The following is a 25,949-nucleotide window of genomic DNA, read 5'->3' as shown; positions in this document are numbered from 1 at the left end:
TTTCTTTAATAAATTTTATGGTAAACCTTTGATTAATATATTGTCCTTGACAAAATCCTGAGCATCAATTTTGAATCATTGATATACGGCTTTCCTGGTGAACAAGTTTTCGTGTTGTATTAAAATCTGAAAAATAAATTTAATGAGAGGAAACGACTTTTAATCCAATAATAGAAGCTACTAATGTTACGATAAAAAATATTCTCCAAAAGCTTACCGGATCTTTAAAAAAGAAAATTCCCATTAATACCGTACCAACTGCACCAATACCTGTCCATACGGCATATGCTGTTCCGATCGGGAGCGTTTGTGTTGCTTTGATGAGCAAAAGCATGCTTATCGTAAGTGAGATGATGAAACCTCCGAACCAAAGATACATGGTTGTCCCGCTTGTTTCTTTTACTTTTCCCAGGCAGGATGCAAAGGCAACCTCAAATAGCCCCGCAATAATTAAGATAATCCAATTCATTTTCTAAGTTTCTACTGCAAAGTTCGGTATTTAAAACCAATTTTCCTTTTTAAACAAATATTTTCCTGTTGATGATTTTCAGAAAGCCCTCCCTTTCCAGTTTTTTAATGGTTCGAATCACGGTTTCTACGCGTAGGGCAGTTATTGATGCAATATCTTTTCTGGTCAGCGGAACTTCAAACGAAAATTGCTGCTGATTGTCACTGAAACTTTTCTGGTAATTCAAAGCACCCTTTATTCGGACATCAGGTCTCAGGGAAGTATTATTTTCCAGCATAATATATTTGAAGTACAGACGTTCCGATAAAAATTTATTGATATCCCTGGAAACCTGAACATTTTCATCCAGAAGCCTGATAAAATCACTTTTCGGAAGTTTCAGTACAGTAGTTTCTTCAAAAGTGATGGCGTTTACGGGATATTTTTCGTCTATAAACAGGAGAAGCTCACATACACTCAATCCCTTATTTAAGATTGCAAGGATAAGCTCTTTTCCATCTTCATCGTAATGGTTGAGTTTGATTCTTCCTTTTACAATCTGGTAATAAAATTTAGGTGTGCTGCCTTCTTCGAAAATGACATGCGAAGAATCCAGGTCTTCGGTTTCTGCGCCGTAAGACAGCAAGAGTTGTTCTTCAATTAACATAATAGTTTGGTTTAATTGGTATTGAGATCACCACAATTTTAAATTTATTAAAATAGAAAAAGCTTCATTATGATCCTGATCATAAATATACAGCTATATTTTGATAAATCTATAGTAAATATCCATTATCAGATTGTGATTACCATCATAAAAAACTTATCGATTAATCAATAAGTTTGAGAACACCAAAATTTAAGATATGAAAAAGCTAATTTTAACAACGTTTATTTTCGCACTTATTACAAGCTGTACAAAATCAGAAACACAGTATACCGATCAGGAAAACAAAAGAGAAACGGTAAACAACCGTGAATCTGATACGATTAATACCCTCGAACAGCGTTCAGACACAATCCAGAATCAGGATAATCTTAATAATGTACCGACAGATAATGAGTAAATCAATTTTAAAATTTTGATATGACTCCTCAAAAACAGCAAAATGATGACAATTCTCTTCCAGGCTGAGGCATACCAATTGGTAATAGCAGCCCGAACCCATCTATGCTAAAATTTTAAAATCCATATCTTATACGGCTGCGGTATGTTTGATTTTAATGAGAAAATTTTTAAAAGATTAAAATTAATTTATCATACATAAATATTTATGGTTAAACAATTGTAATATCAGCTTTAAAACAATAAACCCCTGTTTTTCCAGGGGTTTACAATTTGAAAGTATATATTTAAGTGAAAAAGTGTTGCGAGTCATTATTCAAACACTGTGCCGTGAATTACACTTTTCAGGGAAAAATTTCTAAGTCTGTTTAATTTTTAATTAAAAATATTTCTAAAATATTGATTCAGTGGAATAAATATTGCTGCGTCTTTTACGATTTTTTTTAATGTTGCAAATATTCATAATGTGGTATCAGGTGGATAATCGTGAAAACATTAGCGTTTTCCGAATATTGTGAGTATTTTTGATGTTAAACTAAATATAATTAATTATTGATTTAATTTCTATGATCTTAATTGTTGATGATAACCAGAGCAACCTTTATTCCCTGAAAAAATTGCTTGAATCAAAGGATTTTCAGGTGGATACGGCTGACTCCGGCGAAGTAGCGTTGGGAAAGGCACTGAAGAATGATTATGCATTGATTATTTTAGATGTACAGATGCCCGATATGGATGGCTTTGAAGTTGCCGAAACACTCGCAGGTTACAGCAAGACCAAAGAAGTCCCCATTATCTTCCTTTCTGCAGTCAATACCGAAAAAAAATTTATTACAAAAGGATATGCCTCCGGAGGAAAAGACTATGTTACAAAACCCGTAGACCCCGAAATTCTTCTGCTGAAAGTAAAAACGTTCTACAGCCTTCAGGAACAGAATCTCGCTTTGAAAAAGACGCAACAGAGCCTGGAGCTTGAAGTAAAAGGCAGAAGGGAATCACAGGTTACGATGAAGTCGCAGATTGATCATTTTCACCTGATGCTGGAGTCGCTTCCGCAGATTGCTTTTACACTCAACGAAGAAGGAATCATAGATTTTGTGAACGGCAAATGGTACGAATACTCCACATCTGAAAAACAATTTCCCGTAACACATCCTGATGATTTCAGCATCAAAGAAGAACTGATTCGTTGCCGAAAAAAAGGAACAGCCTTAGAACTCGAAGTAAGGATTAAAAAAGCACAGTCGGAAAAATACCGCTATCACCTCCTTCGTGTAACTCCGGTTTATGATGGAAATACAATTAAGAACTGGGTAGGGACTTTTACCGATATCGACGATCAGAAAAAAGTAGAAAAGGAAAAGGATGAATTCCTGAGTATTGCGAGCCACGAACTCAAAACTCCTTTAACGAGTATCAAAGCATACGTTCAGCTTCTGGAAAGGAAACTGAAGCTTGATAAAGAAAGTGCCGAGGCCGGTTTTGTCACTAAAGTTCAGGACCAGATCGAAAAACTCAATACCCTCATTACCGACCTGCTTGATGTTTCCAAAATAGAAAACGGCAAACTTAAAATCAATAAAAAACCGACCAATCTGGAAAATGTGATCAGCAACGCCATCGATACCATTATTCAGACCCATGATGAAAATCGGGTAAAAATAAAACGCGACGGTGTACGGCCGGACATTCTTATTCCGCTTGATGAAATTCGCATTGAGCAGGTTTTAATCAATTTTTTAACAAACGCTATTAAATATTCTCCCAAAAACAATCAGGTAATCGTTACCACTTTTGTTGATGAAGAAGAGCAGGAAGTAAAGGTAAATGTTACCGATTTCGGAATCGGGATACCGGATTTTAAGCAGGAAGCTGTTTTCCGTAAATTTTACCGTGTTGAAGAATCGTCCCTCCAGTTTCAGGGAATGGGGATCGGGTTGTTCATCTGCTCCGAAATCATAAAACAGCATCACGGAAGTATTGGGGTTTCCAGTAAAGTAGACGAAGGCTCTACGTTTTATTTCACATTACCATTAAATTAATTTTCAATGCCGAAAAAAATTATAAGAAATCTTCAGTTTGGAGTTGGCCTCTCACTATTAATCCTTATAGCAAGTTCCGTTGCATCTTATATAAGCATACAGAAACAGATGGACAACCGCGAAAGCCTTTCAAAAAGCCGAAGATCCATCACTGCCGTTAAAGATGTCCTTATTTCCCTGCTGGATGCCGAAACCGGAAGCCGGGGATATCAGCTTACAGGCAGGGAAAACCTGCTTGAACCCTTCAATCGAAGCCTCATAGAATTTCCTAAAGCCATAGAAAGAGCAAAAAACCTTGATATTACCGATGAAAACCAGGTAAAACTGATAAACGAGCTTGAAAGAAATGTTAATACCAATATTTCAAACCTGAAGTATTTTGTAGACAACAGAAAAAAGGGTATCGTTATGAGCCAGCAGCAGATCCTTATGAGTAAATCGTACATGGACAGATGCCGGAAAATTGTGCAGGAATTTGTACAGTACGAAGAAACACAGCTCGGTATCAAAAATAAAGACCTTACCAGATCGTCTAACACTACCGTTTTATTTATTATACTTTCTGCCATTGCCGCAATTGTGGTAACGACATTCTTTTACCTGAAACTAAGAGCAGACCTTATCCGGAGAGACAAGCTGGAAAAAGCGCTTCAGTCCAAAGATATTGAGATCAGCAAAAGGGTAAGTGCCATCCGTGAAATTGCCAACAGGGTTGCCAACGGAGATTACAGCCAACGTGCAACAGATAATTCCCAGGACGATCTTGGTGATCTTGCAGAATCGCTGAACCACATGACCGAATCACTGAAAAATTCTTTTGATAAAATCAATGCCAGCGACTGGCGCCAGAAAGGTCTTGCTTTGCTTAACGAATCTCTTATGGGGAACAAATCGGTACAGGAAGTTTCCGATAATGCCCTAAAGCAGATCATCGAATATGGAAAATGCATCAACGGATCCGTTTATCTTTATGATGAAGGAATGCTGAAACTGAAAGCAGCTTTCGGCCTGGAAAATAACATGAAAAGGACTTTTGAACCCGGTGAAGGAATGGTGGGGCAAACATTTATCAGTGAGAAAACACAGGTTTATAATAATCTCCACGAAGATGATTTTGTAGTGACCTTTGCCAGCAGCACCATAAAAATTTATGGAATATTATTGCTCCCGGTTTTTGCAGACGGCAATGTTATCGGTGTATTGGAATTGGGATCAACCCATAATTTTGATGAAAGCAGGATTGATTATTTCATTGAATGTACAAGAAATATCGGGGTTGCGCTGAATGCTGCCAAAAGCCGTGAAAAAGAACAGCAGCTTCTGGAAGAAACACAGGCGCAGTCTGAAGAGCTTCAGGTACAGCATTCCGAATTGGAAAACCTGAATACCGAGCTGGAAGCACAGACCCAAAAACTCCAGGCTTCTGAAGAAGAACTGAAAGTGCAGCAGGAAGAGCTGATGCAGGCCAATGCAGAATTGGAAGAGAGATCAAGATTACTGGAAGAAAAAAATCATCTCATTGCAGAACGCAATAGTGAGATCCAGAAGAAAGTGGAAGAGCTGGCTTTAAGCACGAAATACAAATCCGAGTTCCTGGCGAATATGTCCCATGAATTGAGGACTCCGCTTAATTCAATCCTTCTTTTATCCCGTCTGATGGCGGAAAATCCGGAAGAAAACCTTAATGAAGATCAGATTGAATCGGCAAAAGTAATCCAAAGCTCCGGAAGCAGCCTTCTGACATTAATTGACGAAATTCTTGATCTTGCCAAAATAGAATCCGGAAAGATGACATTGGAATATCAGGATGTGGAAATCAATGAGATTGTTAAAGACTTAAAAAATCTCTTTAATCCGGTATTTCAGGAGAAAAAACTTCAGTTTAATGTAAAGATTGACAATGAGCTGAATAAGACAATTGAAACAGATCGTTTAAGAGTAGATCAGGTGTTAAGAAACTTATTGTCAAACGCCCTGAAATTTACTACGGAAGGAAGCATTAATTTGCATATTAAAAAAGACGAAAAGAAGAAAGATTTTATCATATTTTCTGTAAAAGATACCGGAATCGGTATTGCAGAAGACAAGCAGAAAATTATCTTTGAAGCCTTCCAGCAGGCAGACGGGTCTACCAGAAGAAAATTCGGCGGAACTGGTCTCGGACTGTCCATCAGCAGGGAAATTGCAAGACTTTTAGGAGGAGAGCTTACCCTGGAAAGCAAAGTAAATGAAGGAAGTGAATTCTGTCTGAGTATTCCTGTAAAAGCAGTTACAGAAATCGAACATATTGAGACCGACCAAGACCTGGTAGAAATTATCCGTGAAGATGTGGTAGAAATAAAAAATATTCTGGATGACGGTGAAGAAGAGTATTATAATACCATTAATTCTCTCGAAATTCCTGAAGATGTTGCAGATGACAGGGAAAGTATTCAGGATGGAGATAAAGTAATTCTCATTATTGAAGATGATACCAATTTCGCCAAAGCGCTTCTTAAATATGCCCGAATGCAGAACTACAAAGCTGTGGTAGCGGTAAGAGGTGATCACGGCATTTCTGCAGCCTTAAAATATCGTCCGCATGCAATTCTACTTGATGTTCAGCTGCCTGTAAAAGACGGATGGCAGGTGATGGATGAACTGAAATCCAATCCTGAAACAAAACACATTCCGGTACACATGATGTCTGTATTGCATGTAAAAAAAGAAAGTCTGATGAAAGGAGCTATTGATTTCATCAACAAGCCGGTAGCTCTGGATCAGATGACCGAAGTCTTCAGAAAAATTGAACAAGTACTCAGCCAGTCTCCGCAGAAAGTGCTTATTGTGGAAGAAAATGCCAAACATGCAAGTGCACTTTCCTATTTTTTAAGTAATTTCAACATCTCGTTATCCGTGCAGACCAATGTAGAAGACAGTGTGAAAGCACTTACCACTGATCATGTAGATTGTGTAATTTTAGATATCGGATCTTCGAAAGGAGATGAATACCAGATTATTGAATCCATCAAGAGTTATGAAGGACTGGAAAACTTACCGATCATCATATTTACGGAACGGAATTTGTCTAAGTCAGAAGAACTGAAAATTAAGCAATATGCAGATTCTATCGTTGTCAAAACAGCACATTCTTACCAGAGAATCCTGGATGAAGTAGGATTGTTCCTGCATCTGGTAGAAGAAAAAAATAACTCTGTTGAAACGGTTAGAAATAAAACGCTGGGATCTTTAACCGAAGTATTAAGCGGTAAAAAAATACTGATTACTGATGATGACGTAAGAAATATTTTCTCATTAACAAAAGCACTTGAAAAATACAAAGTGGAAGTAGTGGTAGCAATGGACGGAAAACACGCCTTGCAGCAGATAAAAGAACATCCCGATGTAGACGTTATTCTCATGGATATGATGATGCCGGAAATGGATGGCTACGAATCGATAAAACAGATCAGGAAAATGCCGATGTATACCAGGCTTCCGATTATTGCCATTACCGCAAAATCAATGATCGGCGAACGCGAAAAATGCATCACGGCCGGAGCTTCAGATTATATCTCGAAACCGGTGGATATCGATCAGCTATTATCCTTGCTTAGAGTTTGGTTATATGAAATGTAAACAGCTAAAATTCTGATGAATAAAAAAGTTTTAATTGTGGACGATGATCCGCGGAATATATTTGCCCTGAAACTGACCCTGAAATCCCGGGGATATCAGATAGAAAGCTGCACAATGGCTCAGGAAGCGATTGAAATTCTTCAAAGAGACAACCAGTTTGATGCTGTCCTTATGGATATGATGATGCCGGAAATGGATGGCTATGAAGCTACCAGAATCATCAGGAGCACCCCTTCAACCAGTAAAATACCGGTGATTGCCGTTACCGCACAGGCAATGCCGGAAGATCGACAGAAATGCCTGGATGCAGGAGCCAACAATTATATATCAAAACCAATTGATGTGGATCAGTTAATACAAGCCATTGAAAAATTACCGTAAATGCTCGAACCCAGTATCATAAAAGATGAAGAGGTAGAATACTTGATTAAAGATGTTTATGATATGTATGGCTACGATTTTTCAGAATACAGCAGGGCGTCTTTTAAACGCAGGGTAAACCGGATCTGCTTAATAGACCGTTTTACCAGCTTTGCCGAACTGCGCTACACCATTTTGAATGATCCGGAATACCTGAAGCGTTTCATAGAGGAAATTACCGTAAACGTTACGGAAATGTTCCGCGATCCGTTATTTTTTAAAGCATTAAGAGAAAAAATATTGCCGCAGCTTGGAACGTATCCGCTGATAAGAATTTGGGTAGCGGGTTGCTCTACGGGAGAAGAAGCCTATTCCATCGCTATTCTTTTAAAGGAAGCCAATCTCTACCACAAATCGCTCATTTACGGGACAGATCTGAACCCTTCGGTGCTGGAAACAGCAAGATCAGGAGTTTTCCCATTGCAGCAAATGAAATTGTATTCGGAAAATTATATTTTATCAGGAGGAAAGAAAGATTTTTCAGATTATTATACTGCGAATTACGACAGTGTAAAATTTGATAAAAGCTTACAGGAAAAACTGATCCTGTCTACCCACAATCTCGTTTCTGACAGCTCTTTCAACAGTTTTCAATTGATTGTCTGCAGAAACGTACTGATCTATTTTGACCGTGGCTTGCAGGAAAGGGTTTTCCGTTTATTTGATAATAGTTTGGAAAATTTAGGTTTTTTGGCTTTAGGTGCGAAAGAAACCCTAAGATTTTCTAAATTAGATGAAAATTACCATCAGGTAGATGATCAGAGGATCTGGAAAAAATTAGATCATAATTAATGATACTGAATAACGAAAATATAAAGACAGAATTGGTAATTATAGGAGGTTCCGCAGGAAGCCTCAAGGTTATTCTTGAAATGATTAAAAAGCTGAATGAACAGATAACAGTGCCCGTTTTGCTGGTGCTGCACCGCAAGGCACATTCTACCAATATTCTTCAGGCATTGCTTCAGCAGCTGTCTCCTGTGGAAGTCGTGGAAATTGATGATAAAACAGAGATTGAAAATAATAAAATTTACATTACTCCTGCAGATTATCATGTGCTTTTTGAGGATAAAAAAACAATGTCGCTGGACAGTTCGGAAAAAATGAATTATTCCCGTCCGTCTATTGATGTAACCTTTAAATCCGCTGCTGAAATATACGGCGAAAATCTTATCGGTGTCCTTTTATCGGGAGCCAATGCCGATGGAGTGGAAGGACTGTCATACATTAAAAAAAACGGGGGAAAAGTTTGGATTCAGGACCCGGAAACCGCAGAGGTAGATTATATGCCGAGACATGCAATAGAAGCTGTACAACACGACAAGATTATACAACCCGAAAATCTATCCGAATATATCAATCAATTATAATTAAAATAAAGAGTAATCCCTAACAACTAACGTAAGAATATGAACAAAAAGAAAATCCTGATTTTTGATGACGACACCACAATACTTGAGGTGATCAGCATCATTTTTGAAGAAAATGGTTATCAGGTGGAAATTTCCGAAACTTCGCACGACATTCTGGAAAGAGTGGCGCAATATAAGCCGGATGTTATTCTTATGGATAACTGGATTCCGAAAATCGGCGGAGTGGAAGCTACAAGACTTCTGAAAAATCATGAGGAATTTAAACACATTCCGGTCATTTATGTAACGGCAAACAACGATATCGTGGCGCTCGCCAAACAGGCGCAGGCAGATGATTATGTTGCAAAGCCATTCAATCTTGAAGATCTCGAAGAAAAGGTCGCCAATTTTTTACAGTAAAGAAATGACAAAAAATTTACGCTATTTACACATAAATAATCCCGGTCCAGTACCGGGATGTTATTTTAAATGATCTGCATTTGTTGGGAGTCATTTCCTCGCAGAGATTTCATCTTTTCCAGAATGTATTCCAGACTGCATTTTTCATTATTGATTTCGGTAATCAGCGACGTAAGAAACAATTTTAGTCCGGGCCTTGATAATATTTTTTTGGTGAAAGTAGGAGCAATAATTGTTTTTTTTGAAACTAAATTTTCCGTTAAGGCATATTCTTTTTCAAGATTTATATCAAGATCGAATTGTGATTTAACTGATATCGTTAAATATTTTCTAATCATCCTTCTTATTTCTGAGCTTGGTGTCATCTTAAGTATTTTTTTTAATATCTATAAAATATCCGTGCCATAATTAATCAAAATGAGACATTTAGCATTTTTTTATGATAATTATCTTATGCTAAAAAAGCGGACGACGAGCAATACAGCTTCATCACCCGCACTAAAATAAGGATGGTATCTTTTATTTACCGCCGCCGCCGTTTTTCTCAACATCGGTTTTGGTATTTTCTTTCACTTTCTGGTTCCCGAAACGTTTCACAAAAGATAGGGAAGCACCGTACCAGTCCCATTTTGAAGAGCTTCTTACAAACCCCTGCTGGTTGTAGGTTGTGGCATCATAATTCGGTCTCTGGAAAATATTCATCAGCTGAATGCTGACCTCCATCTGGGTTTTAGGGAATATTTTTGTCGCAGAAATATTATGGAATACGTTCGCCCTGTTGGTGGTAGAATTTCCGTTGTTTTGGTTAGAAACCTCTACCCACGCGCTCAGGTTGATATTTTTATTAAAAAGATTGGTATAGGAAAAATTAGTGGAAGCAGTGAGGTAACTGATGTAGGCATTGCTTCTTATCCCGTTTTTAGCATTGAAATCACTATTGTCGATATAGTACCATCCGAGCCCAAGATTCACGGTAAATTTATTCTTAAAAAACGTTTGGTTGGTATTGGCAAAGATATAATATTTATGAACCTTACCTACAAAATTTGATTGTTGGGTAATATTGATTGTTTCTGTTTGTCCGTCTACCAAAATATCTTCTTTAACATAATCTGTCCAGTAATCCTGATCGGTATACATATACCTTGCAGAGATAAAATACTTTTTCAGGATTCCGAGCTTCATATAAAGCCTGTCGCTCGGGTTGGGGTTCAGCTCAACATTTCCGCGGCTGTAAATTCCGTCGGTATTCGGGGTTAAAAACGGATTAAATTCTGCATACCACGGCCTCCAGATATTTCTGTTGTAGGTTAAGCTTAAATCATATTTGTCTGAGAAGGTATATTTCAGCAAAATATTGGGAAGAAAACTGCCATAGCCGTCTTTTCGGTAAGCACCGCCTATATCCTGATGAATTTTATAATCAATGTATTCATAACGAAGCCCGATTCTGGTTTCCAGCTTTTTGAAGAAAGTCCTGCTGTAATTGGCGTACAATGAAGTAAGCTGGTCTTCATAATGAAAGACATCTTTGGCACTGAGTCCGCCCAGCATATTCCCATACAGGTTATTGGGGATGACATTATTGTTGAAGGTTAATTTACCGCCCACTTCAAAATTGGCACCTTCTTTTCCGATGGGTTGTGTATAATCAATTTTTGCATAATAATTTCTGTTTTCCGTATCCGTGATAACGCCCAAATCCCTCGTGGAAGATCCGTCTGCAGCAGAAAAGATGTTATTAATAAAATAGCTGTCCTCAGATTGCCCGTAATAATTGGTTCCAAAGTTTACATCCAGAATTTTATTTTTTTCTTTATCGTACCATTTATAAAAAATATTGGTTCCTAAATTACGGTTGAGTCCCGTTGAATTCTGGTTTTGCTCATAAGAGCTGTCGAAAACGGAGTTAATAAAATCTTTTCTGTCGGCCTCAGAATTAGAAGCAGAGTTGCTCTGATAATATTCCAGGATAACACCTACGGTATTTTTATTGTCGATTTCAAATTCAGACGTTGAAGAAACCGAAGGGCTTTTGCTTCTGCCGATAATATAGCTGTCGATCTGGTTGGTAGAATTATCTTCATACCACGTATAAAAACTCGAATTTCTCTGAACATAGGTGTTGTCGCTATAGCTTCCTATAAGGGTCTGCGTAAACTTTTTCTTATGATAATTCAGGTTAAAATTAGTGTACTGTGAATTTTTTGTATTCTGCCTGTTATTGAGCGTTATGCTTCCTTTCAATCCTTCATCATCCCTTTTTTTCAGGACAATATTAATAACAGTTCCGGTGGCTTCGTAACGGGAGGAAGGGCTTGTAATCACTTCAATTTTCATAAGATTATCTGCCGGAATGGTTTTTAGGTACTCCTTCAGCTCCTTTCCGGTGAATACGGATTTCCTGTCATTGATGTATACGGTTACAGATTCTCCCTCCGCCTTTATCGCATCGTTATTGTCAATGCTTACCAGCGGTGTCATTCTCAGAATATCCCAGGTAGTATTTCCTGCAAGGATCGAACTGTTGGAAACATTAAAAACAGTACGGTCTACTTTAGATTCTACTGTAGGCTTCTTCGCTGTTAGCGTTACCCCTTCAATTTCTTTTTCTTTGGTTTTTATACTGTCCTTTTCGGTTTGTGCAAAAGTGAATATCCCTGCCAATAAGGCGATCGGTGTTAAAATGGTTTTCATTTAAACTAAGTTTTAGTTATAAGACACCTTATTGTGGGTTATTGTTACATCATCAGAATTAATTATTCTTAAATCTTTCAAATCTTTTTGGTTAAATGACTGCGATTAACCTGTAATTTGTAAAAGTAAAATTAAATCTTTGTTTTATATAGTTGCTTTCAACATTAGAACGTATCAACTGCATCATTAAAAAATCTTATTTTTGCTGAAATTAAAATGGTCATGAAGAATGCGATCAGCTGGATTCTCGTTTTATTTCTTCTCATATCAGCTTTAAACAATTGCCTGAGTAGTTCCGTTAAGAAGGAAATCAGGGAACAGTCTGCATTTATGGATAATCTGAGAAGTTTGTATTCTTCCGGTGATCCTTCCAAATGGCCCAAACCCATTCTTGATCCGGAATCTGTTGCTACTTTCTCTGAAATCGGACATTTACCCGAAGTGTCTTTTCCTCCCGAAAATCCATATTCTCCCGAAAAACAGCTGCTGGGAAAAACATTGTTTTTTGATCCGCGCCTTTCAAAATCGGAGCAGATTGCCTGTGCATCCTGCCACGATCCGGAATTGGGATGGTGTGACAACAGAACGTTTTCTTTCGGCCACGATCGACAGGTTGGAATACGCAATGCCATGAGCATCATCAATACAGCATATGCTAAAAACCCGTTTTGGGACGGGCGTGTCAGTTCCCTGGAAGAGCAATCTCAAAAACCGATTGAAGATCTGCGGGAAATGAGCGGCCACATGGATCTGGCAGCCGGCAAAATTGCATCCGTAAAAGGCTATCAGGTTTTGTTTGAAAAAGCATTTGGCGATAAAAAAGTTACTAAAGAACGTATTTCAAAAGCAATTGCAACTTTCGAAAGAACGGTTAAAAGTTCGTCCAGCAAATTTGATCAGTTTATTGACGGGAAAGCAGATATTTATACAGATGACGAATTAATGGGGCTTCATCTTTTCAGAACGAAAGCACAGTGTATGAATTGTCATAATTCGGGATATTTTTCCAACAATACATTTGAAAATATCGGCACCTCATTATTAGGAGAAAAAGGAGAAGATCTGGGAAGATACCTTGTCACAAAAAAAGGGGAGGATGCCGGAAGATTCCGGGTTCCGGGACTTAGGGAAGTTTCCCGGACGGCGCCATATTTCCATAATGGATCGATGAGTACATTATAGGAAGTGATAGAATTTTACAGCAAAGGAAATCCCGAACATGCCCAAAAGCGTGAAACTGTACACGAAGGTATTTTATTGAAATCAGAAAAATCCGGGATGGTAAGAATGCTGGAATTATCCGATAAAGAAATCATGCAGCTTGAAGCTTTCCTCAGAACGTTATCTTCCAAACCGGAAAAAGTAACAATCCCGGAACTACCAAAATAAAAAAAGCAGTTGTACAAATAATGTAAAACTGCCTCCCCTAAGATTAATTTACTAATTGTAATTTTTAACTATATATATTTTGTTTCTTTCTAAAAAAGAGAGCACTCCAAAAAAGGAGCGTCTCTCACATAAAATATTCCCTTTACTTTTTATTGAAACTATTCAGCAAAATATGCTAATGCGTTTTGTCTTCAGTAAAAATAAATAAAAAGAATAATATCATCTGTATTCATAATTTATTAAGCAAAAAATCCTTTTTATTTTACATAATAAAGAATATAATTCTTTATATTTGACGCTGTCTCAATATATAAAGAATATTATTCTATGGGAAATCTCGACGACAAGGATTTACAGCTGCTAAGATTGCTTCAAAATGATTCAAAACTGACGGTAAAAGAACTCGCAAAAGAAGTAAACCTTTCACCTTCACCGGTTTTTGAAAGAGTGAAAAGGCTGGAGCAGGAGGGTTATATAAAAAAATATGCCGCTATTCTGGATGCGGAAAAACTTAATCTCGGCTTTACCGTTTACTGCCAGCTGAAATTAAAAAGCAACGACAGTTATCTTGCGATAGAATTTGAACGTGAAATTCTGGAAATCGAAGAAGTGGCAGAATGTTACAGCATTTCCGGTGATTTTGATTTTCTCCTGAAAGTATATGTAAAAGATATGAAGCAATACCAGAACTTTGTTTTCAATATACTTGGAGCAGTTCCTTCCATCGGCAGCACTCACAGTACTTTTGTGATGGCTCAGGTAAAAAATACCCATGGATTGACTATTTAACAATTGAATTTAAACTATTAAAGAGACTCCGGTAAACCGAAACCTCTTTAATTGAATCATAAAAACTAACTATCTGAAATAAGGACTAATAATAAATTTTCCTGTTTTCTATTTTCACAATATTATTGTGGTGCATTTTCTTGATGGTTCTTATAACAGTTTCTACACGGAGACCTGTAAGATTCGCAAGCTGCTGTCTCGTGAGCGGAATTTCATATGAATATTGATGTGTATTACTGCCTTTAAGAGAATCCATTACCGTTTTGATTTTGGATATCGGATCCGAAGATGAAATATTGAAAAGCATAATATATTTATTGTAAAGAATATCTGCAAGGCATTGAAACATTTTTGAGGAAACTTCAGGATTTTTATTCAGCAGGCTAATAAAATCGTTTTTAGGAAGCTTTAGGATTTTGCATGTGGTTCTGGCGGTTGCATTGGTGGGATAAAGCTTGTCATCAAACAAAAAAGATTCTCCCAGGCTTTGGCCTTTTGTAAGAATATTCTGAGTAAATTCTTTTCCATCTTCATGGTAATTATTCAATTCTACAATACCACTGGCAATCTGAAAATAAAATTTAGGTACATTTCCTTCATAAAATATCGTTTCACCGGTTTCGTACTTTTCGTAAAATGCACCGTATCCAAGTAATAAATCTTCACTAATTATCATATATTAAATTTTATCGTTCAACAATGAATTTTAGTTGAATTGTATTTAGATAAAATCAAATAACAAACCATGTGGTAGCATTATTGATAAAAAAAATACCACATTTAGACGATTTTTATAATGTTTTCGGATGATAACATAAAAAAAGAGGCCTTTTAAAAGACCTCCTTCTTAATATGGTTAAAATTTGCGTTTACATCGCTTTGCTGTTAAGGTTGGTGTCGGCTACTTTAGTTAACAGTTCATCACATTTTTTTTCTTCATCCAAAGTTTCAAGAAGATATTTAAGACAATCTTCTTCATTTAAAACCTTGGCAAATGCGGCAAGTGTTCCGTATGTTGCAATTTCATAATGCTCCACTTTTTGTGCTGCGGCAATAATTCCGGCATCTCTTACAGTTCCCGGTTCAGTTTCTTCGATGATGCTTTTTGCCTCATCAAGAAGCCCCTGCATCGCATCGCATTTTTTAGCCTGTGCTTTTTTACCTAACGCTTTAAAACATTCCTCAAGTCTTTGCACCTGATTCTCTGTTTCAGCAAGATGGTTTTCAATGGATATTTTCAGTTTTTCATCCGTAGCGTTTTTCATCATTGTAGGTAATGCCTTTACCAATGCTTTCTCTGCCCAATAAATATCTTTTAAAGAATCTTCAAAAAGATCTTTCAGCTCTTTCGCTGCACTTTTTTTAGCCGGAGTTTTCGCTGCTGATTTAGATGATGATTTTGAAGTTGCAGTTTTTGCCGCTGTAGCTTTAGACGCAGTCTTTTTAGCTGGTGTTTTAGTTTCCATAATAAATTATATTTAGTGATTATTGATTGGTGATGAATCTGCAACTATAAGACCATCTTTGCATAAAATGTTTATATGTGGTATCTAAAGATGAGTTAGATAAGGTTATCGATAGAAAATACAAGGAGATTAAAAATCAAGAAGCCCTTCCGTAAGCATTTTCCACTGGATCTTACCCATACCCATCATTCCGCCTGCAGCGATCATAAAATTTCTTATTTTATCGATAAACCGGGCATTAAAATTTGGCTTTTCATTTCTGCCGTATACACCTGCCTTCAGAATATTTCCTTCTTTGGCAATCATCATATTTGATGTCGCCGAACGGCTGTAGAAATGAGCAATATGCCCTTTTGGTTTCGAAGGGTCTTTTGCAGGCCTGCACGAAATAAGGTAAGACTCATAATTATCGATTTGCCGATGGGCAATATTAATAATTTCCACCCAGTCGTAGCCTCCGGCTTCTTCCGTGCCCGGACCGGGAATGCCGATTCTTATGAAATCTCCTCTTTGAGGAACTCTCGCAACACGCTCGCCGGATTCATTAAAATGGTTAAATTCTGAAGAGGCATTTCCGCAATAGTCTTTCCATTCATTAATAGAAAAAAAACGTTTTTTGAGAATTTCAAATTGGGCATCAATTTCAATATCTTTATATTGCCTGGTACTTTCGGTATCATGAAATCCCCCGCTTTTCTGCATGGGGACTCCCGGAATATGTTTTGCTTTCATACAATTATGTTTACTGGTGTTAAGCAAAGATAGCTTCTCTGTTTTGAAACTAATATGAGCAGAATCACAATAGCTGATCTGAGTGGAATCATAATTTTTAATAATTTAATTTAAGATATTCGTTTTTAGATCAAAAGAATAAGCGAAGAAAATTAAAAGAATGAACGGAGTTATTATACAATATTTCCATTGGTATTACAAGGGTAAGCTTTGGAATGAATTTGCAGAAAATACAGAATATTTAAAAAGCCTGGGAATTACCGCAGCATGGCTTCCACCGGCTACAAAATGCAATTTGGGGCTCGAAGGGAGAGGATATGATATTTATGACCCTTACGACCTGGGAGAATTCGATCAGAAAGGAGGGATTGCTACCCGATACGGAACGAAAGAAGAATATATAAATGCTATTGAAAAAGCCCATCAACAAGGAATTGCAGTGTATGCCGACATCGTGCTCAATCACAGGATGGGTGCAGATGAAACCGAGAAAATACAGGTTCACCAGGTAGATGAAGAAGACCGCAACAAAGTTATTTCAGATCCCTTTAAAGCAACTGCACAGACAAAATTCACTTTTCCTGCAAGACAAGGAAAATATTCTGATTTTATATGGGATTACCAATGTTTCAGCGGGATTGATATTGTTCAGAAAGACGGAAAAGAGCTAACCGGAATTTTTAAAATTCATAATGAATACGGTACGGAATGGACGGATGACGTAAGCCATCAGCTGGGAAATTACGATTATCTGATGGGAGCCGACATAGAGTATCGCAATCCTTACGTTGTTCAGGAGATGAAAAACTGGATTAAGTGGTATCTGGAAACCACTAAAGCGGACGGGGTGCGGCTGGATGCGCTGAAGCATCTGTCTTCCGGCTTCCTTAAAGAATGGATTACGTACATCAAGACAGAATTAAACCCGAGCTGTTATATTTTAGGGGAATTCTGGAAAGATGATGTTAAAAAAATAACTGATTTTTTAGATAAAATGGATGATCTGATTTCCTGTTTCGATGCGCCATTACATTATAATTTTTTCAAAGCATCAGAAGACGGGAAAGCGTATGATCTCCGCCGTATTTTAGAAGGAACTTTATTAGAGCAGAAACCTCTCTTTTCAGTTTCATTTGTTGAAAATCACGACACCCAGAAACTTCAGGCTTTGGAATCTACTGTACTCGATTGGTTCAAGCCTATTGCGTATGCCATTATTTTGCTTTCTGAAGATGCATACCCTTGCATATTTTATCCGGATCTTTTCGGCGCAGAATATACCGATCTCGTGGATGGAAAAGAGGTAAGTGTGACCATGCCTAAAATTGAAACGTTGCCAAAACTGCTGATCGCCAGACAGAAATTTGCAGCAGGTGAGCAGATTAAATACTTTGATGATCCTGATTGTATTGCATGGGTAAGAAAAGGTACCGACGAAAAATCCGGCTGTATAACGATTGTTTCTAATGGCGATGAAGGTTTCAAGGAAATAGATCTTGGAGAGGAAAATGCACATTCGAAATTTATAGATTTCCTGGAACATAGAAAAGAAGAAATAACAGCAGATAAAGACGGAAAAGCTGTATTTGCAGTAGATGCATGTTCGGTAAGTGTCTGGGTAAAAGCAGATGAAACTTAAAATTAAAATAAGTTAAAAAGTTTTTATTCATAAATGCATTTGAATTAATTATTACAAATTCATAACAAATATTCAATTAAGCTTAAAATTTACATTAAAAATTTAATAATATCTTTGTTATAATTTTTACACTGAAAAATATTTTTATGGATGATATAAGGATGATTGTAACGGATATGGACGGCACTTTTCTCAATTCCGAACATGAGGTAAGCCCCGAATTTCCGGAAATTTATGAAGAACTTAAAAAAAGAAATATCTTATTTGTTCCGGCCAGCGGAAGACAGATGCTCGGCATTACCAAATATTTCGGGAATCTTGAAAATGAAATGGCCTTTATCGCAGAAAACGGCGGTTACGTCATTTACAGAAACCAGGAACTTTTTGCCGATAAAATGGAGCAGGGCCACATTGTTGAAATTATAAAGTCCGTAAGAAATATTCCAGGAGCGAGAATGGTTTTATCCGGAAAGAAAAAAGCATATATAGAATCCGATGAAGAAGATTTTATCAACTATATTTCACAATTTTATACTGATAATGAAATCGTATCAGATCTTACTTCAGAAAACGACGACAGTGTCTTTAAAATTGCGATATATCATCCTGAAGGCTCTGAATTAAACGTTTATCCTTATGTAAAAGATTTTGAAAAGTACAACCTGGAAATTGTAGTTTCGGGAAAGAACTGGCTTGATATTATGAACAAGAATATCAATAAAGGAAATGCTCTGGAAAAACTTCAGGCTGCCCTTAATATTTCTCCCCAGCAGACAATGGCTTTCGGAGATTATATGAATGATATTGAAATGCTGAAAAACTCGAAATATTCTTACGCCATGAAAAATGCACATCCTTCGGTAAAGGAAGCGGCAAGTTTTGAAGCATGCTCGAATGATAATTTTGGCGTTTTGGAAATCATAAAGAATTATCTCAATCAAAACTAAAAAAGAAGCTGTTTCAATATTGAAACAGCTTCTTTTCTGAATTAGAAAATATATTATAATTAAGATTCGGTGCCTACTAATCTGTAGCTCGTCGCTGCCGGTTCTTTCCCGAACAAACACGAGAATATATTCTGAAACTCGTGAATATATTTACATCTGATTGAATTTCCATAGATTTTCAATCCTTCTACGATTTTTCTTGAGCTCAGGTCAATATCGTATTTAATAAATGATTCCGGCCTTTCATATCTGATTCTTTGTTCAGAAATATACGTTCTTGAAAAACCGAATTTTTCCAGCCATTCTTCAGTTATATGTATTGGCTTTATGGATGCAGCCGGTACAGAAAAACTGTGAATGTCGTTTTCAATTTTCACAAAATAATCTTTTTCATTATCCTGAAATATTTCAGTGATATTATAAATCTGATTTTTGTATTCTACTAAATTATTGATTTTTAAATCCGCAACGTTCATGATATTTTGTGTGTTTGAGTTATTATTCAAAATTAGGTGAATGTGTTGTTTATAATGTTTACAAATACTATGCCTTATGTTTTGAATAATATTTTAGGCAACTATAAATTTTATATTTTTTTCTTATTCAAACAATCATTTACCCCTTTAAATACGCAGATTATCAGCAAAAAGGACAAATCTCTAAAGTTAAAAATGTGGTATATGTGTGGTAGTAAAAAATTAAAAACTTTTTAAGTTTATCAAAATTTGGTGATATAAAAATTACAATATCTGAAATTATTTAAATTAATCTGGAGGAACAAAGAATTTATTGGTTCATTAAAAACATCAGAACCTTCTGTAGATACTCGTCTTCTTTCAGCACTTTATTATACGATTGCCTTGCGTATACCGGCGAAAGTTCATAATTATCTGGTTTGGAGCTGATATCTTCATTCTCAATATAATTAAGGTGACGGGTATAGTCTCTAATAAGTTTGTTGATCGTCTTTCTTTTCATTTTGCATAAGGTATTGTTCTTTATTTTCTGTAGAGAATTAAGAATAAAAGATGTATCACCTTGGAAATTTACAACGTTTTTCACAAACGAAAGGTTGTGATTATCCTGCATTACAGAATGTTCATCTTCAAAAATCATGATCGTAAAAGTTATTAATGGGTTAAATGGGTTCAAAGTACTTACAGTCGAATGATGATATCAATTGACGGGGATGGAAAAAGACTTCCAAAGTAACTTGGTAAGATAGTCTTTAAAGTCAGTAAAGTGAGTTGACATCTTATTAATTTTAATGTTGGTGTATAAAATACTTTTCCTGTAAAATTTCATATTCAAATATCTAACCAAAAAAAGTAATTTATTTTAAAAATATTAAATATTTACAATAAAACCATGCAGAATTGCAACAATTAACATTAAATAATAAAAATGTGGTATCCTTTACTCCGTTTTTTTGAATATCATTACTTTTTAATTTCATAAAAAATATAAATTGAAAGTAAACATATTCATTTTTAAACCATTGAAATAATTTTCATTTTTATTGTTTTCATTGTATTTCACCCAAAAAAATAAGAATTAACATGCTTATTATGAATTTTTAGTAAAAATTTATCTCTTCTTGTCCAAAAAAACTCACCAGATTTTGATTTTTCACTCAATAAAAATCTTATATTTGTTATGATAACCACTAATACTAAAAGGATGAAAATTAATTTTTCTACAGCAACATTCAAAGATTTTGAAAATATTCCGGGAATGAATATGATGGAACGTGCTGATATTTATTATGACTTTCTGGAATTTATGAAAAATAACGGCCACAGATACAGATTGCAGAATAAAACAGGATGCGGATCTGTAATGAAAGTCGGAACAGAAGATACAACCAAAGAGTTCATAAGTTTTGTAACCAGTGACTATTTGGGATTCACCCAGCATCCAAAAGTAAAACAGGCTGCTATAGAAGGGATAGAAAAATATGGCACAGGAACCGCCGCAACACCGCTTATTGGAGGGTATTATTCTTACCATAGGGACTTAGAAGCAAAAATATCTTCATTTTTCGGGAGAACACAGGAAGAAGCCGTGATTTTTACCACAGGATATACAACCAACAGCGCAACGCTTCAAATCCTGCTTCAGAAAGAAGATATCGCTATAATAGATATGGCAGTACACGCCAGTGTGTATGAAGGATGTATTCTTACCAATAGGAAAACATTTCCGCATAACAATCTTGAAGCGCTTGAGCATATCCTGAAAAGCTCAGAGAACCAATTCCGTACAAAACTCGTAGTTATTGATGGTGTCTATTCTCAGGATGGAGACATCGCTCCTATAGAAGAAATTTATAAATTAGTAAAAAAATACAATGCTTATCTTATGGTGGATGATGTACATGGCGTAGGAATTTTAGGCAAAACAGGAAGAGGAACAATTGAAAATACAGGATTGTTGAATAAGATAGACATTATTACAGGTACATTCAGTAAAACATTCGGTAATCTTGGAGGATATGTTATTACCAATAGAACACTGGCCAACTATATTAGGTTCCAGTCGCGGCAGCAGATATTCTCCGCCACAACACCGCCTTCCACCGCAACGGGAATTATAAAAGCAATAGAGCTTATAGATGAAGAACCACATTGGCGCACAAAACTTTGGGAAAATATCAATTATTTTAAAAAAGGGCTTGACGATCTGGGACTTAATACAGGAACGACATGCTCGGCGGTGATCCCGGTAAAAATAGGGGATCCTCATATTACTGGGGATGCCGGGAAAATGCTGTTGGATCGCGGAATCTATACAAATCCTATTATCTACCCGGCCGTAGCAAGAAAAGATGCAAGAATAAGAATGAGTATGACGGCAACACATGAGAGAGATCATCTCGATAAAACACTCAATGCATTTGAAGATATCAATAAAAAATTGCATATTGCGAAAAAATAAATAACAAATGGCTAGAAAAGTTGTACAAGGCCCTATTAGGGATAAAGAAAAGACCAAACAGAAGCTGCTGGGAGCAGTTGGGAAAATCTTAAGAACAAAAGGTTATGCAGGTTTAAAAGTAAGCAAAATAGCAGCTGTAGCTGGTTTTGACAAAAAATTGATTTATGAATATTTCGGAAGTACCGAAAAACTGATTGATGAATATATCAGAACTCAGGATTACTGGGGCAAAATGAACCAGGACAATATCGAAGTAGATATTTCAGACGGTGGAAGAGAGCTTTCTAAAATGGCAATTCTTAACCAGTATGAACAAATTAAGAAAAATAAAGAGCTTCAGAAAATTATTCTTTGGGGGCTGTCGGAGAGCAAACCTATCCTTAAGAAAATAGCCGATGAAAGGGAAGAAATGGGAGAATTGCTTTTTAAAAATATTGTAGACCCTTATTTTCAGGAGAAATCTACAAGATACCGTGCCATTGCCGCAGTTCTTGTATCAGGAGCATATTATCTGAATCTTTATACAGCACACAATGCAAGCACGTTTTGTGGCATCGACCTGAAATCTGAAGAAGGCAGAAAAGAGATTGAAAAAGCAATCACTGAAATTATCGATTACGCATACGATCAAAAATAATGATGAGAAAAAATTTTCCTATTGACCAATAATAAGTTTTGTGGATAACTTGAAATTGAAAATTTTCAAATTACAACTATATTTCTTACTTTTGGCCAATGGAAAATTTTATCGTATCTGCACGAAAGTATCGTCCGCAACAATTTGACACTGTTGTAGGGCAATCACATATTACGGATACTTTAGAACATGCGATTGAAGAAAATCAGCTTGCTCAGGCTTTATTATTTTGCGGTCCCAGAGGGGTAGGAAAAACTACCTGCGCAAGAATTCTGGCCAGAAAAATCAACGAAAAAGACGGTTCCGTTTCAGAAGATGGTTTTGCATACAATATTTATGAGCTTGATGCTGCCTCAAACAACTCGGTAGACGACATCCGGGAACTCATAGACCAGGTGCGTTTTGCTCCTCAGGTGGGAAAATACAAAGTCTATATTATTGACGAGGTGCATATGCTGTCTTCAGCAGCTTTCAACGCTTTCCTTAAAACGCTTGAAGAGCCGCCTGCCCATGCGATTTTTATCCTGGCAACCACCGAAAAGCACAAGATTATTCCTACCATCTTGTCACGCTGTCAGATTTACGATTTCAAAAGAATTACCATTGAAGATATTCAGGGACATCTCAGGAATATTGCTCACAAAGAGAATATTCAGTACGAAGACGATGCCCTCTACCTTATCGCACAGAAAGCTGATGGCGCATTAAGAGATGCACTTTCTATCTTCGACAGGCTTTCAACTTTTTCACAGAAAAATATTACGCTGGCAAAAGCTGCCGAAGTTCTCAATATTCTGGATTACGATCAATATCTTAAAATTGTGGATCTTGCCAAAGAAGGCAAAATTCCGGATGTACTTTCAGCATTCAACGAAATTGTAAAAAAAGGTTTTGATCCTCACATCTTTATTGCAGGACTTGGAAATCATTTCAGAGACCTTATGATGGCTCAGAACGCTTCAACAATTGACCTGATCGAAGTTGGCGAACAAACAAAATCCAAATTTGTTCAGCAGGCCCAAAACTGGAATCCACAACAGCTGATTGATGCCATAGAAATATGCAACCATGCAGATATCAACTATAAAAATTCTAAAAATCCGAGGCTTACGGTAGAAATTGCCCTTATGCAGCTGGCTTCTCTCACAGCAGGTGCAGACATTTCAAAAAAAAAAAGTTTATAATATTAGCCCCTTTCCTCAATGAAAAACAGGAAGTACAAATTTCTCCAAAACTTATTGAGAAAAAAGAGCCGGCATTAGCTCAGGTACATGAAGTTATTAAACCACAGGAAGCTGAAATTAAAAAAACAACAAAACCTTTATCCAGGCAGGTTATCTCTTCAGGATTCAGCATTAATGCACTTTTAAATAAAGAAGATAAAGCTGAGGAAGAGGAAACCGTTGCGGTAAAAACAGAAACACTTCCCCAAAACCATTTTACGGAAACAGATCTGCAGGCAGAATGGAATCTTTTGCTGAAACAATTACAAAAGAAAGATACATTTGTTTTTAACGCCATTAAATCATTTAAGCTTGTAAAATCAGGCGAAAACCAGATTACCGTTTTCTTCCCTTCCGATTCTGCAAAGGTAGAATTTGATAAGGTAAGCAGGGAATTTTTTAATCATTTCAAAACAAAGGTTCATAATTTTTCCATTGAAATCGTATACCAGCGTGATGTTGAAAATCTCAAAATAGAAGTGATGACCAAAAGAAAGATTTTCGAAAAATTTGCCCAGAAAAATCCGCTTCTTAAAGATCTGGATGATCTTATGCGATTTGATCTTACTTAAAAATTGAAGAGAATTTAATAATTCCGAGTACCTCATTTAAATAAATTTTATATATTTGCTCAATATTCGTCCTGAAAAACATTTTCGGCGAAGGATAAAATTGTAAGGAAAGCTTACGAATAGACGATCAGCAATTGGAAAATATAGTAAAACCATTTCTATCTGTTTTTATACCCGCTACTTTTTTTAGCGGTTATTTTAGCTTTTCTACTGTACATTACAGAAGTTCAGAAAAAAAGTATCAATTTTATTATTGGTATTGCTAACTGAATTTCTTTCCAAAAAATCACAGGAAAACGACAGCCTGACTTCCTGATTCCATTAATATTTTTTTAACGGCATTTTTTTGAAAGAATTATAAAGTAACTTTATGATGCAATTGCTGTGGCTGTATATCTACAAAAAATGAAAATAAGTAAGAATAATGAATTTAAAAGAATTGAAGAACGACTGGATTGAAACCTTCCCTCAACCGATGATGATTGCAGGGCCATGCAGTGCAGAGAGCGAATCCCAGATGCTGGAAACAGCAAGAAGAATAAGAGAAACACAGGCCAATGTTCCCATTTTCCGTGCAGGAATTTGGAAACCGCGTACAAAACCGAACGGATTTGAAGGAGTAGGAGTGATAGGACTCAACTGGCTAAAGAAAGTAAAGGAAGAATACGGATTTAAGACAGCTACTGAAGTTGCCAATGCACACCATGTTTTCGCCGCCCTAGAAGCTGATGTCGATATTTTATGGATCGGGGCGCGTTCTACCGTTAATCCTTTTACCGTACAGGAAATTGCAGTAGCGCTCAAAGGAACCCAAAAAACGGTGCTTGTAAAAAACCCGGTGAACCCTGATCTTGCCCTGTGGATTGGTGCTTTAGAAAGGCTTTTAGGTCAGGATATTAAAAACCTTGGTGTGATTCACAGAGGCTTTTCCACCTACCAGAAAACAAAATACAGGAATAACCCGAACTGGCAGATTGCTTTGGATTTTAAAAGCCAGTTTCCCGATATCCCGATGCTGATTGATCCGTCACATATCTGCGGAAACAGAACCGGTTTGGCAGATATTACACAAGAAGCTTTGAACGTTGGCTATCAGGGAGCCATCATAGAAACCCATTCTAAACCGGATGAAGCCTGGAGCGATGCAGCACAGCAGATTACACCGGAAGTTTTGGCAGAGCTTATCGGCAACCTTAAAGTAAGAAGTGCCGATCTTGCGGGCTTTGAAGGAGATATGGGAAGACACAGGACATTAATTTCCGATATTGACTTCCAATTGATCGAACTGCTTTCACAACGTATGAAAATCTCAGAAAAGATAGGAAAACTGAAGAAAGAAAATGACATCGCTATATTTCAGCCGGAGCGCTGGAAAGTAATCACGGAGTATGCAACACAAAAAGCAGTGGAAACAGGTATGTCTAAAGAATTTATAGAAAAAGTATTCAAAACAATTCACGAAGAATCAATAGAAGTTCAGAATAACATTATGATCAACAGATAATTATTATCAGGTGATTCAGGGGCTGGGAGTTCAGGAAGTGGCATAAACATT

General features: G+C 36.6%; 26 protein-coding genes. 17 read left to right on the top strand and 9 right to left on the bottom strand.

Annotated features, from left to right (window positions below):
• Window positions 1-139 precede the first annotated feature (139 nt).
• Together SOP96_RS11765 and SOP96_RS11760 are read right to left on the bottom strand one after the other, a co-directional pair.
• Window positions 140-469, bottom strand: coding sequence for a DMT family transporter (locus tag SOP96_RS11765; protein WP_326321128.1), 330 nt, complete (start codon window positions 467-469; stop codon window positions 140-142).
• A 49-nt stretch (window positions 470-518) separates the two neighbouring features.
• Window positions 519-1,115, bottom strand: a complete 597-nt coding sequence (locus SOP96_RS11760; protein WP_326321127.1) for a Crp/Fnr family transcriptional regulator — start codon at window positions 1,113-1,115, stop codon at window positions 519-521.
• A 199-nt stretch (window positions 1,116-1,314) separates the two neighbouring features.
• On the opposite strand from SOP96_RS11760, the gene SOP96_RS11755 reads away from it, so the two are divergent.
• The 7 genes from SOP96_RS11755 (at window position 1,315) to SOP96_RS11725 (ending at window position 9,366) form a co-directional block, all read left to right on the top strand.
• A complete protein-coding gene (locus SOP96_RS11755) occupies window positions 1,315-1,515 on the top strand; it encodes a hypothetical protein (protein WP_326321126.1) in 201 nt (66 codons plus the stop codon).
• A 565-nt stretch (window positions 1,516-2,080) separates the two neighbouring features.
• The gene (locus tag SOP96_RS11750) at window positions 2,081-3,556 is read left to right on the top strand and encodes a hybrid sensor histidine kinase/response regulator (protein ID WP_326321125.1); all 1,476 of its coding nucleotides are present in this window, start codon (window positions 2,081-2,083) and stop codon (window positions 3,554-3,556) included.
• 6 nt (window positions 3,557-3,562) lie between these two features.
• On the top strand, window positions 3,563-7,174 hold the full coding sequence (locus SOP96_RS11745; protein WP_326321124.1) for a response regulator: 3,612 nt from the start codon (window positions 3,563-3,565) through the stop codon (window positions 7,172-7,174).
• 15 nt (window positions 7,175-7,189) lie between these two features.
• Window positions 7,190-7,555, top strand: a complete 366-nt coding sequence (locus SOP96_RS11740) for a response regulator (RefSeq protein WP_326321123.1) — start codon at window positions 7,190-7,192, stop codon at window positions 7,553-7,555.
• The gene (locus SOP96_RS11735) at window positions 7,556-8,386 is read left to right on the top strand and encodes a CheR family methyltransferase (protein WP_326321122.1); all 831 of its coding nucleotides are present in this window, start codon (window positions 7,556-7,558) and stop codon (window positions 8,384-8,386) included.
• Window positions 8,386-8,964 carry a chemotaxis protein CheB gene (locus tag SOP96_RS11730; protein WP_326321121.1) on the top strand — a complete coding sequence of 193 codons (579 nt, stop codon included), beginning with the start codon at window positions 8,386-8,388 and terminating at the stop codon, window positions 8,962-8,964. Before SOP96_RS11735 ends, SOP96_RS11730 begins: the two co-directional genes overlap by 1 nt.
• Window positions 8,965-9,003: 39 nt before the next feature.
• Window positions 9,004-9,366, top strand: a complete 363-nt coding sequence (locus SOP96_RS11725; RefSeq protein ID WP_072882970.1) for a response regulator — start codon at window positions 9,004-9,006, stop codon at window positions 9,364-9,366.
• 65 nt (window positions 9,367-9,431) lie between these two features.
• Here the strand turns inward: SOP96_RS11725 and SOP96_RS11720 are convergent, their stop codons facing one another.
• Both SOP96_RS11720 and SOP96_RS11715 read right to left on the bottom strand, forming a co-directional pair.
• Window positions 9,432-9,704 (bottom strand): hypothetical protein, encoded by a 273-nt coding sequence (locus SOP96_RS11720; protein WP_326321120.1) that lies wholly within the window; start codon window positions 9,702-9,704, stop codon window positions 9,432-9,434.
• A 181-nt stretch (window positions 9,705-9,885) separates the two neighbouring features.
• Entirely contained in the window at window positions 9,886-12,063 is a 2,178-nt protein-coding gene (locus SOP96_RS11715) for an outer membrane beta-barrel family protein (RefSeq protein WP_326321119.1), read from the bottom strand.
• Window positions 12,064-12,285: 222 nt separating this feature from the next.
• On the opposite strand from SOP96_RS11715, the gene SOP96_RS11710 reads away from it, so the two are divergent.
• The 3 genes from SOP96_RS11710 (at window position 12,286) to SOP96_RS11700 (ending at window position 14,241) form a co-directional block, all read left to right on the top strand.
• Window positions 12,286-13,245: a cytochrome-c peroxidase gene (locus SOP96_RS11710; RefSeq protein WP_326321118.1), complete on the top strand. Its 960-nt coding sequence runs from the start codon at window positions 12,286-12,288 to the stop codon at window positions 13,243-13,245.
• 3 nt (window positions 13,246-13,248) lie between these two features.
• The gene (locus SOP96_RS11705) at window positions 13,249-13,452 is read left to right on the top strand and encodes a hypothetical protein (RefSeq protein WP_326321117.1); all 204 of its coding nucleotides are present in this window, start codon (window positions 13,249-13,251) and stop codon (window positions 13,450-13,452) included.
• Window positions 13,453-13,779: 327 nt separating this feature from the next.
• Window positions 13,780-14,241, top strand: coding sequence for an Lrp/AsnC family transcriptional regulator (locus SOP96_RS11700; protein ID WP_326321116.1), 462 nt, complete (start codon window positions 13,780-13,782; stop codon window positions 14,239-14,241).
• Window positions 14,242-14,326: 85 nt separating this feature from the next.
• On the opposite strand, the gene SOP96_RS11695 is transcribed toward SOP96_RS11700, so the two are convergent.
• The 3 genes from SOP96_RS11695 to SOP96_RS11685 all read right to left on the bottom strand — a co-directional run bounded on the left by SOP96_RS11695 (window position 14,327) and on the right by SOP96_RS11685 (window position 16,439).
• Window positions 14,327-14,917, bottom strand: coding sequence for a Crp/Fnr family transcriptional regulator (locus SOP96_RS11695; protein ID WP_326321115.1), 591 nt, complete (start codon window positions 14,915-14,917; stop codon window positions 14,327-14,329).
• A gap of 193 nt (window positions 14,918-15,110) precedes the next feature.
• Complete coding sequence (locus SOP96_RS11690; RefSeq protein WP_326321114.1) at window positions 15,111-15,707, bottom strand: YciE/YciF ferroxidase family protein; 597 nt, start codon at window positions 15,705-15,707, stop codon at window positions 15,111-15,113.
• A 129-nt stretch (window positions 15,708-15,836) separates the two neighbouring features.
• Window positions 15,837-16,439 (bottom strand): hypothetical protein, encoded by a 603-nt coding sequence (locus SOP96_RS11685; RefSeq protein ID WP_326321113.1) that lies wholly within the window; start codon window positions 16,437-16,439, stop codon window positions 15,837-15,839.
• 160 nt (window positions 16,440-16,599) lie between these two features.
• Here SOP96_RS11685 and SOP96_RS11680 point away from each other — a divergent pair, with 160 nt between their 5' ends.
• Together SOP96_RS11680 and SOP96_RS11675 are read left to right on the top strand one after the other, a co-directional pair.
• Window positions 16,600-18,078 carry an alpha-amylase gene (locus tag SOP96_RS11680; RefSeq protein WP_326321112.1) on the top strand — a complete coding sequence of 493 codons (1,479 nt, stop codon included), beginning with the start codon at window positions 16,600-16,602 and terminating at the stop codon, window positions 18,076-18,078.
• 146 nt (window positions 18,079-18,224) lie between these two features.
• Entirely contained in the window at window positions 18,225-19,025 is an 801-nt protein-coding gene (locus tag SOP96_RS11675; RefSeq protein ID WP_326321111.1) for an HAD family hydrolase, read from the top strand.
• Between the two features lie 59 nt (window positions 19,026-19,084).
• Here SOP96_RS11675 and SOP96_RS11670 read toward each other — a convergent pair whose 3' ends face one another.
• Entirely contained in the window at window positions 19,085-19,501 is a 417-nt protein-coding gene (locus SOP96_RS11670; protein WP_326321110.1) for a hypothetical protein, read from the bottom strand.
• Between the two features lie 310 nt (window positions 19,502-19,811).
• The gene (locus tag SOP96_RS11665) at window positions 19,812-20,141 is read right to left on the bottom strand and encodes a hypothetical protein (protein WP_326321109.1); all 330 of its coding nucleotides are present in this window, start codon (window positions 20,139-20,141) and stop codon (window positions 19,812-19,814) included.
• A 564-nt stretch (window positions 20,142-20,705) separates the two neighbouring features.
• Here SOP96_RS11665 and SOP96_RS11660 point away from each other — a divergent pair.
• The 5 genes from SOP96_RS11660 (at window position 20,706) to SOP96_RS11640 (ending at window position 25,898) form a co-directional block, all read left to right on the top strand.
• Window positions 20,706-21,962 (top strand): aminotransferase class I/II-fold pyridoxal phosphate-dependent enzyme, encoded by a 1,257-nt coding sequence (locus SOP96_RS11660; protein WP_326321108.1) that lies wholly within the window; start codon window positions 20,706-20,708, stop codon window positions 21,960-21,962.
• Window positions 21,963-21,969: 7 nt separating this feature from the next.
• On the top strand, window positions 21,970-22,599 hold the full coding sequence (locus tag SOP96_RS11655; RefSeq protein ID WP_326321107.1) for a TetR/AcrR family transcriptional regulator: 630 nt from the start codon (window positions 21,970-21,972) through the stop codon (window positions 22,597-22,599).
• Between the two features lie 98 nt (window positions 22,600-22,697).
• On the top strand, window positions 22,698-23,783 hold the full coding sequence (dnaX, locus tag SOP96_RS11650; RefSeq protein WP_326321106.1) for a DNA polymerase III subunit gamma/tau: 1,086 nt from the start codon (window positions 22,698-22,700) through the stop codon (window positions 23,781-23,783).
• 290 nt (window positions 23,784-24,073) lie between these two features.
• Complete coding sequence (locus SOP96_RS11645; protein WP_326321105.1) at window positions 24,074-24,394, top strand: hypothetical protein; 321 nt, start codon at window positions 24,074-24,076, stop codon at window positions 24,392-24,394.
• Between the two features lie 424 nt (window positions 24,395-24,818).
• Entirely contained in the window at window positions 24,819-25,898 is a 1,080-nt protein-coding gene (locus tag SOP96_RS11640) for a chorismate mutase (RefSeq protein WP_326321104.1), read from the top strand.
• Window positions 25,899-25,949 lie beyond the last annotated feature (51 nt).

Source organism: Chryseobacterium salviniae (genome assembly GCF_035819015.1).
Lineage (GTDB): Bacteria > Bacteroidota > Bacteroidia > Flavobacteriales > Weeksellaceae > Chryseobacterium > Chryseobacterium salviniae.
The sequence above is the reverse complement of the archived record's forward strand: the minus strand, read 5'-3'. Positions and strand labels throughout refer to the sequence as shown.

Excerpts from the sequence above, each read along its gene's own strand:
- SOP96_RS11765 (WP_326321128.1), bottom strand. The coding sequence starts at position 469 with ATGAATTGGATTATCTTAATTATTGCGGGGCTATTTGAGGTTGCCTTT.
- SOP96_RS11760 (WP_326321127.1), bottom strand. The coding sequence starts at position 1,115 with ATGTTAATTGAAGAACAACTCTTGCTGTCTTACGGCGCAGAAACCGAA.
- SOP96_RS11755 (WP_326321126.1), top strand. The coding sequence starts at position 1,315 with ATGAAAAAGCTAATTTTAACAACGTTTATTTTCGCACTTATTACAAGC.
- SOP96_RS11750 (WP_326321125.1), top strand. The coding sequence starts at position 2,081 with ATGATCTTAATTGTTGATGATAACCAGAGCAACCTTTATTCCCTGAAA.
- SOP96_RS11745 (WP_326321124.1), top strand. The coding sequence starts at position 3,563 with ATGCCGAAAAAAATTATAAGAAATCTTCAGTTTGGAGTTGGCCTCTCA.
- SOP96_RS11740 (WP_326321123.1), top strand. The coding sequence starts at position 7,190 with ATGAATAAAAAAGTTTTAATTGTGGACGATGATCCGCGGAATATATTT.
- SOP96_RS11735 (WP_326321122.1), top strand. The coding sequence starts at position 7,556 with ATGCTCGAACCCAGTATCATAAAAGATGAAGAGGTAGAATACTTGATT.
- SOP96_RS11730 (WP_326321121.1), top strand. The coding sequence starts at position 8,386 with ATGATACTGAATAACGAAAATATAAAGACAGAATTGGTAATTATAGGA.
- SOP96_RS11725 (WP_072882970.1), top strand. The coding sequence starts at position 9,004 with ATGAACAAAAAGAAAATCCTGATTTTTGATGACGACACCACAATACTT.
- SOP96_RS11720 (WP_326321120.1), bottom strand. The coding sequence starts at position 9,704 with ATGATTAGAAAATATTTAACGATATCAGTTAAATCACAATTCGATCTT.
- SOP96_RS11715 (WP_326321119.1), bottom strand. The coding sequence starts at position 12,063 with ATGAAAACCATTTTAACACCGATCGCCTTATTGGCAGGGATATTCACT.
- SOP96_RS11710 (WP_326321118.1), top strand. The coding sequence starts at position 12,286 with ATGAAGAATGCGATCAGCTGGATTCTCGTTTTATTTCTTCTCATATCA.
- SOP96_RS11700 (WP_326321116.1), top strand. The coding sequence starts at position 13,780 with ATGGGAAATCTCGACGACAAGGATTTACAGCTGCTAAGATTGCTTCAA.
- SOP96_RS11695 (WP_326321115.1), bottom strand. The coding sequence starts at position 14,917 with ATGATAATTAGTGAAGATTTATTACTTGGATACGGTGCATTTTACGAA.
- SOP96_RS11690 (WP_326321114.1), bottom strand. The coding sequence starts at position 15,707 with ATGGAAACTAAAACACCAGCTAAAAAGACTGCGTCTAAAGCTACAGCG.
- SOP96_RS11685 (WP_326321113.1), bottom strand. The coding sequence starts at position 16,439 with ATGAAAGCAAAACATATTCCGGGAGTCCCCATGCAGAAAAGCGGGGGA.
- SOP96_RS11680 (WP_326321112.1), top strand. The coding sequence starts at position 16,600 with ATGAACGGAGTTATTATACAATATTTCCATTGGTATTACAAGGGTAAG.
- SOP96_RS11675 (WP_326321111.1), top strand. The coding sequence starts at position 18,225 with ATGGATGATATAAGGATGATTGTAACGGATATGGACGGCACTTTTCTC.
- SOP96_RS11670 (WP_326321110.1), bottom strand. The coding sequence starts at position 19,501 with ATGAACGTTGCGGATTTAAAAATCAATAATTTAGTAGAATACAAAAAT.
- SOP96_RS11665 (WP_326321109.1), bottom strand. The coding sequence starts at position 20,141 with ATGATTTTTGAAGATGAACATTCTGTAATGCAGGATAATCACAACCTT.
- SOP96_RS11660 (WP_326321108.1), top strand. The coding sequence starts at position 20,706 with ATGAAAATTAATTTTTCTACAGCAACATTCAAAGATTTTGAAAATATT.
- SOP96_RS11655 (WP_326321107.1), top strand. The coding sequence starts at position 21,970 with ATGGCTAGAAAAGTTGTACAAGGCCCTATTAGGGATAAAGAAAAGACC.
- dnaX (WP_326321106.1), top strand. The coding sequence starts at position 22,698 with ATGGAAAATTTTATCGTATCTGCACGAAAGTATCGTCCGCAACAATTT.
- SOP96_RS11640 (WP_326321104.1), top strand. The coding sequence starts at position 24,819 with ATGAATTTAAAAGAATTGAAGAACGACTGGATTGAAACCTTCCCTCAA.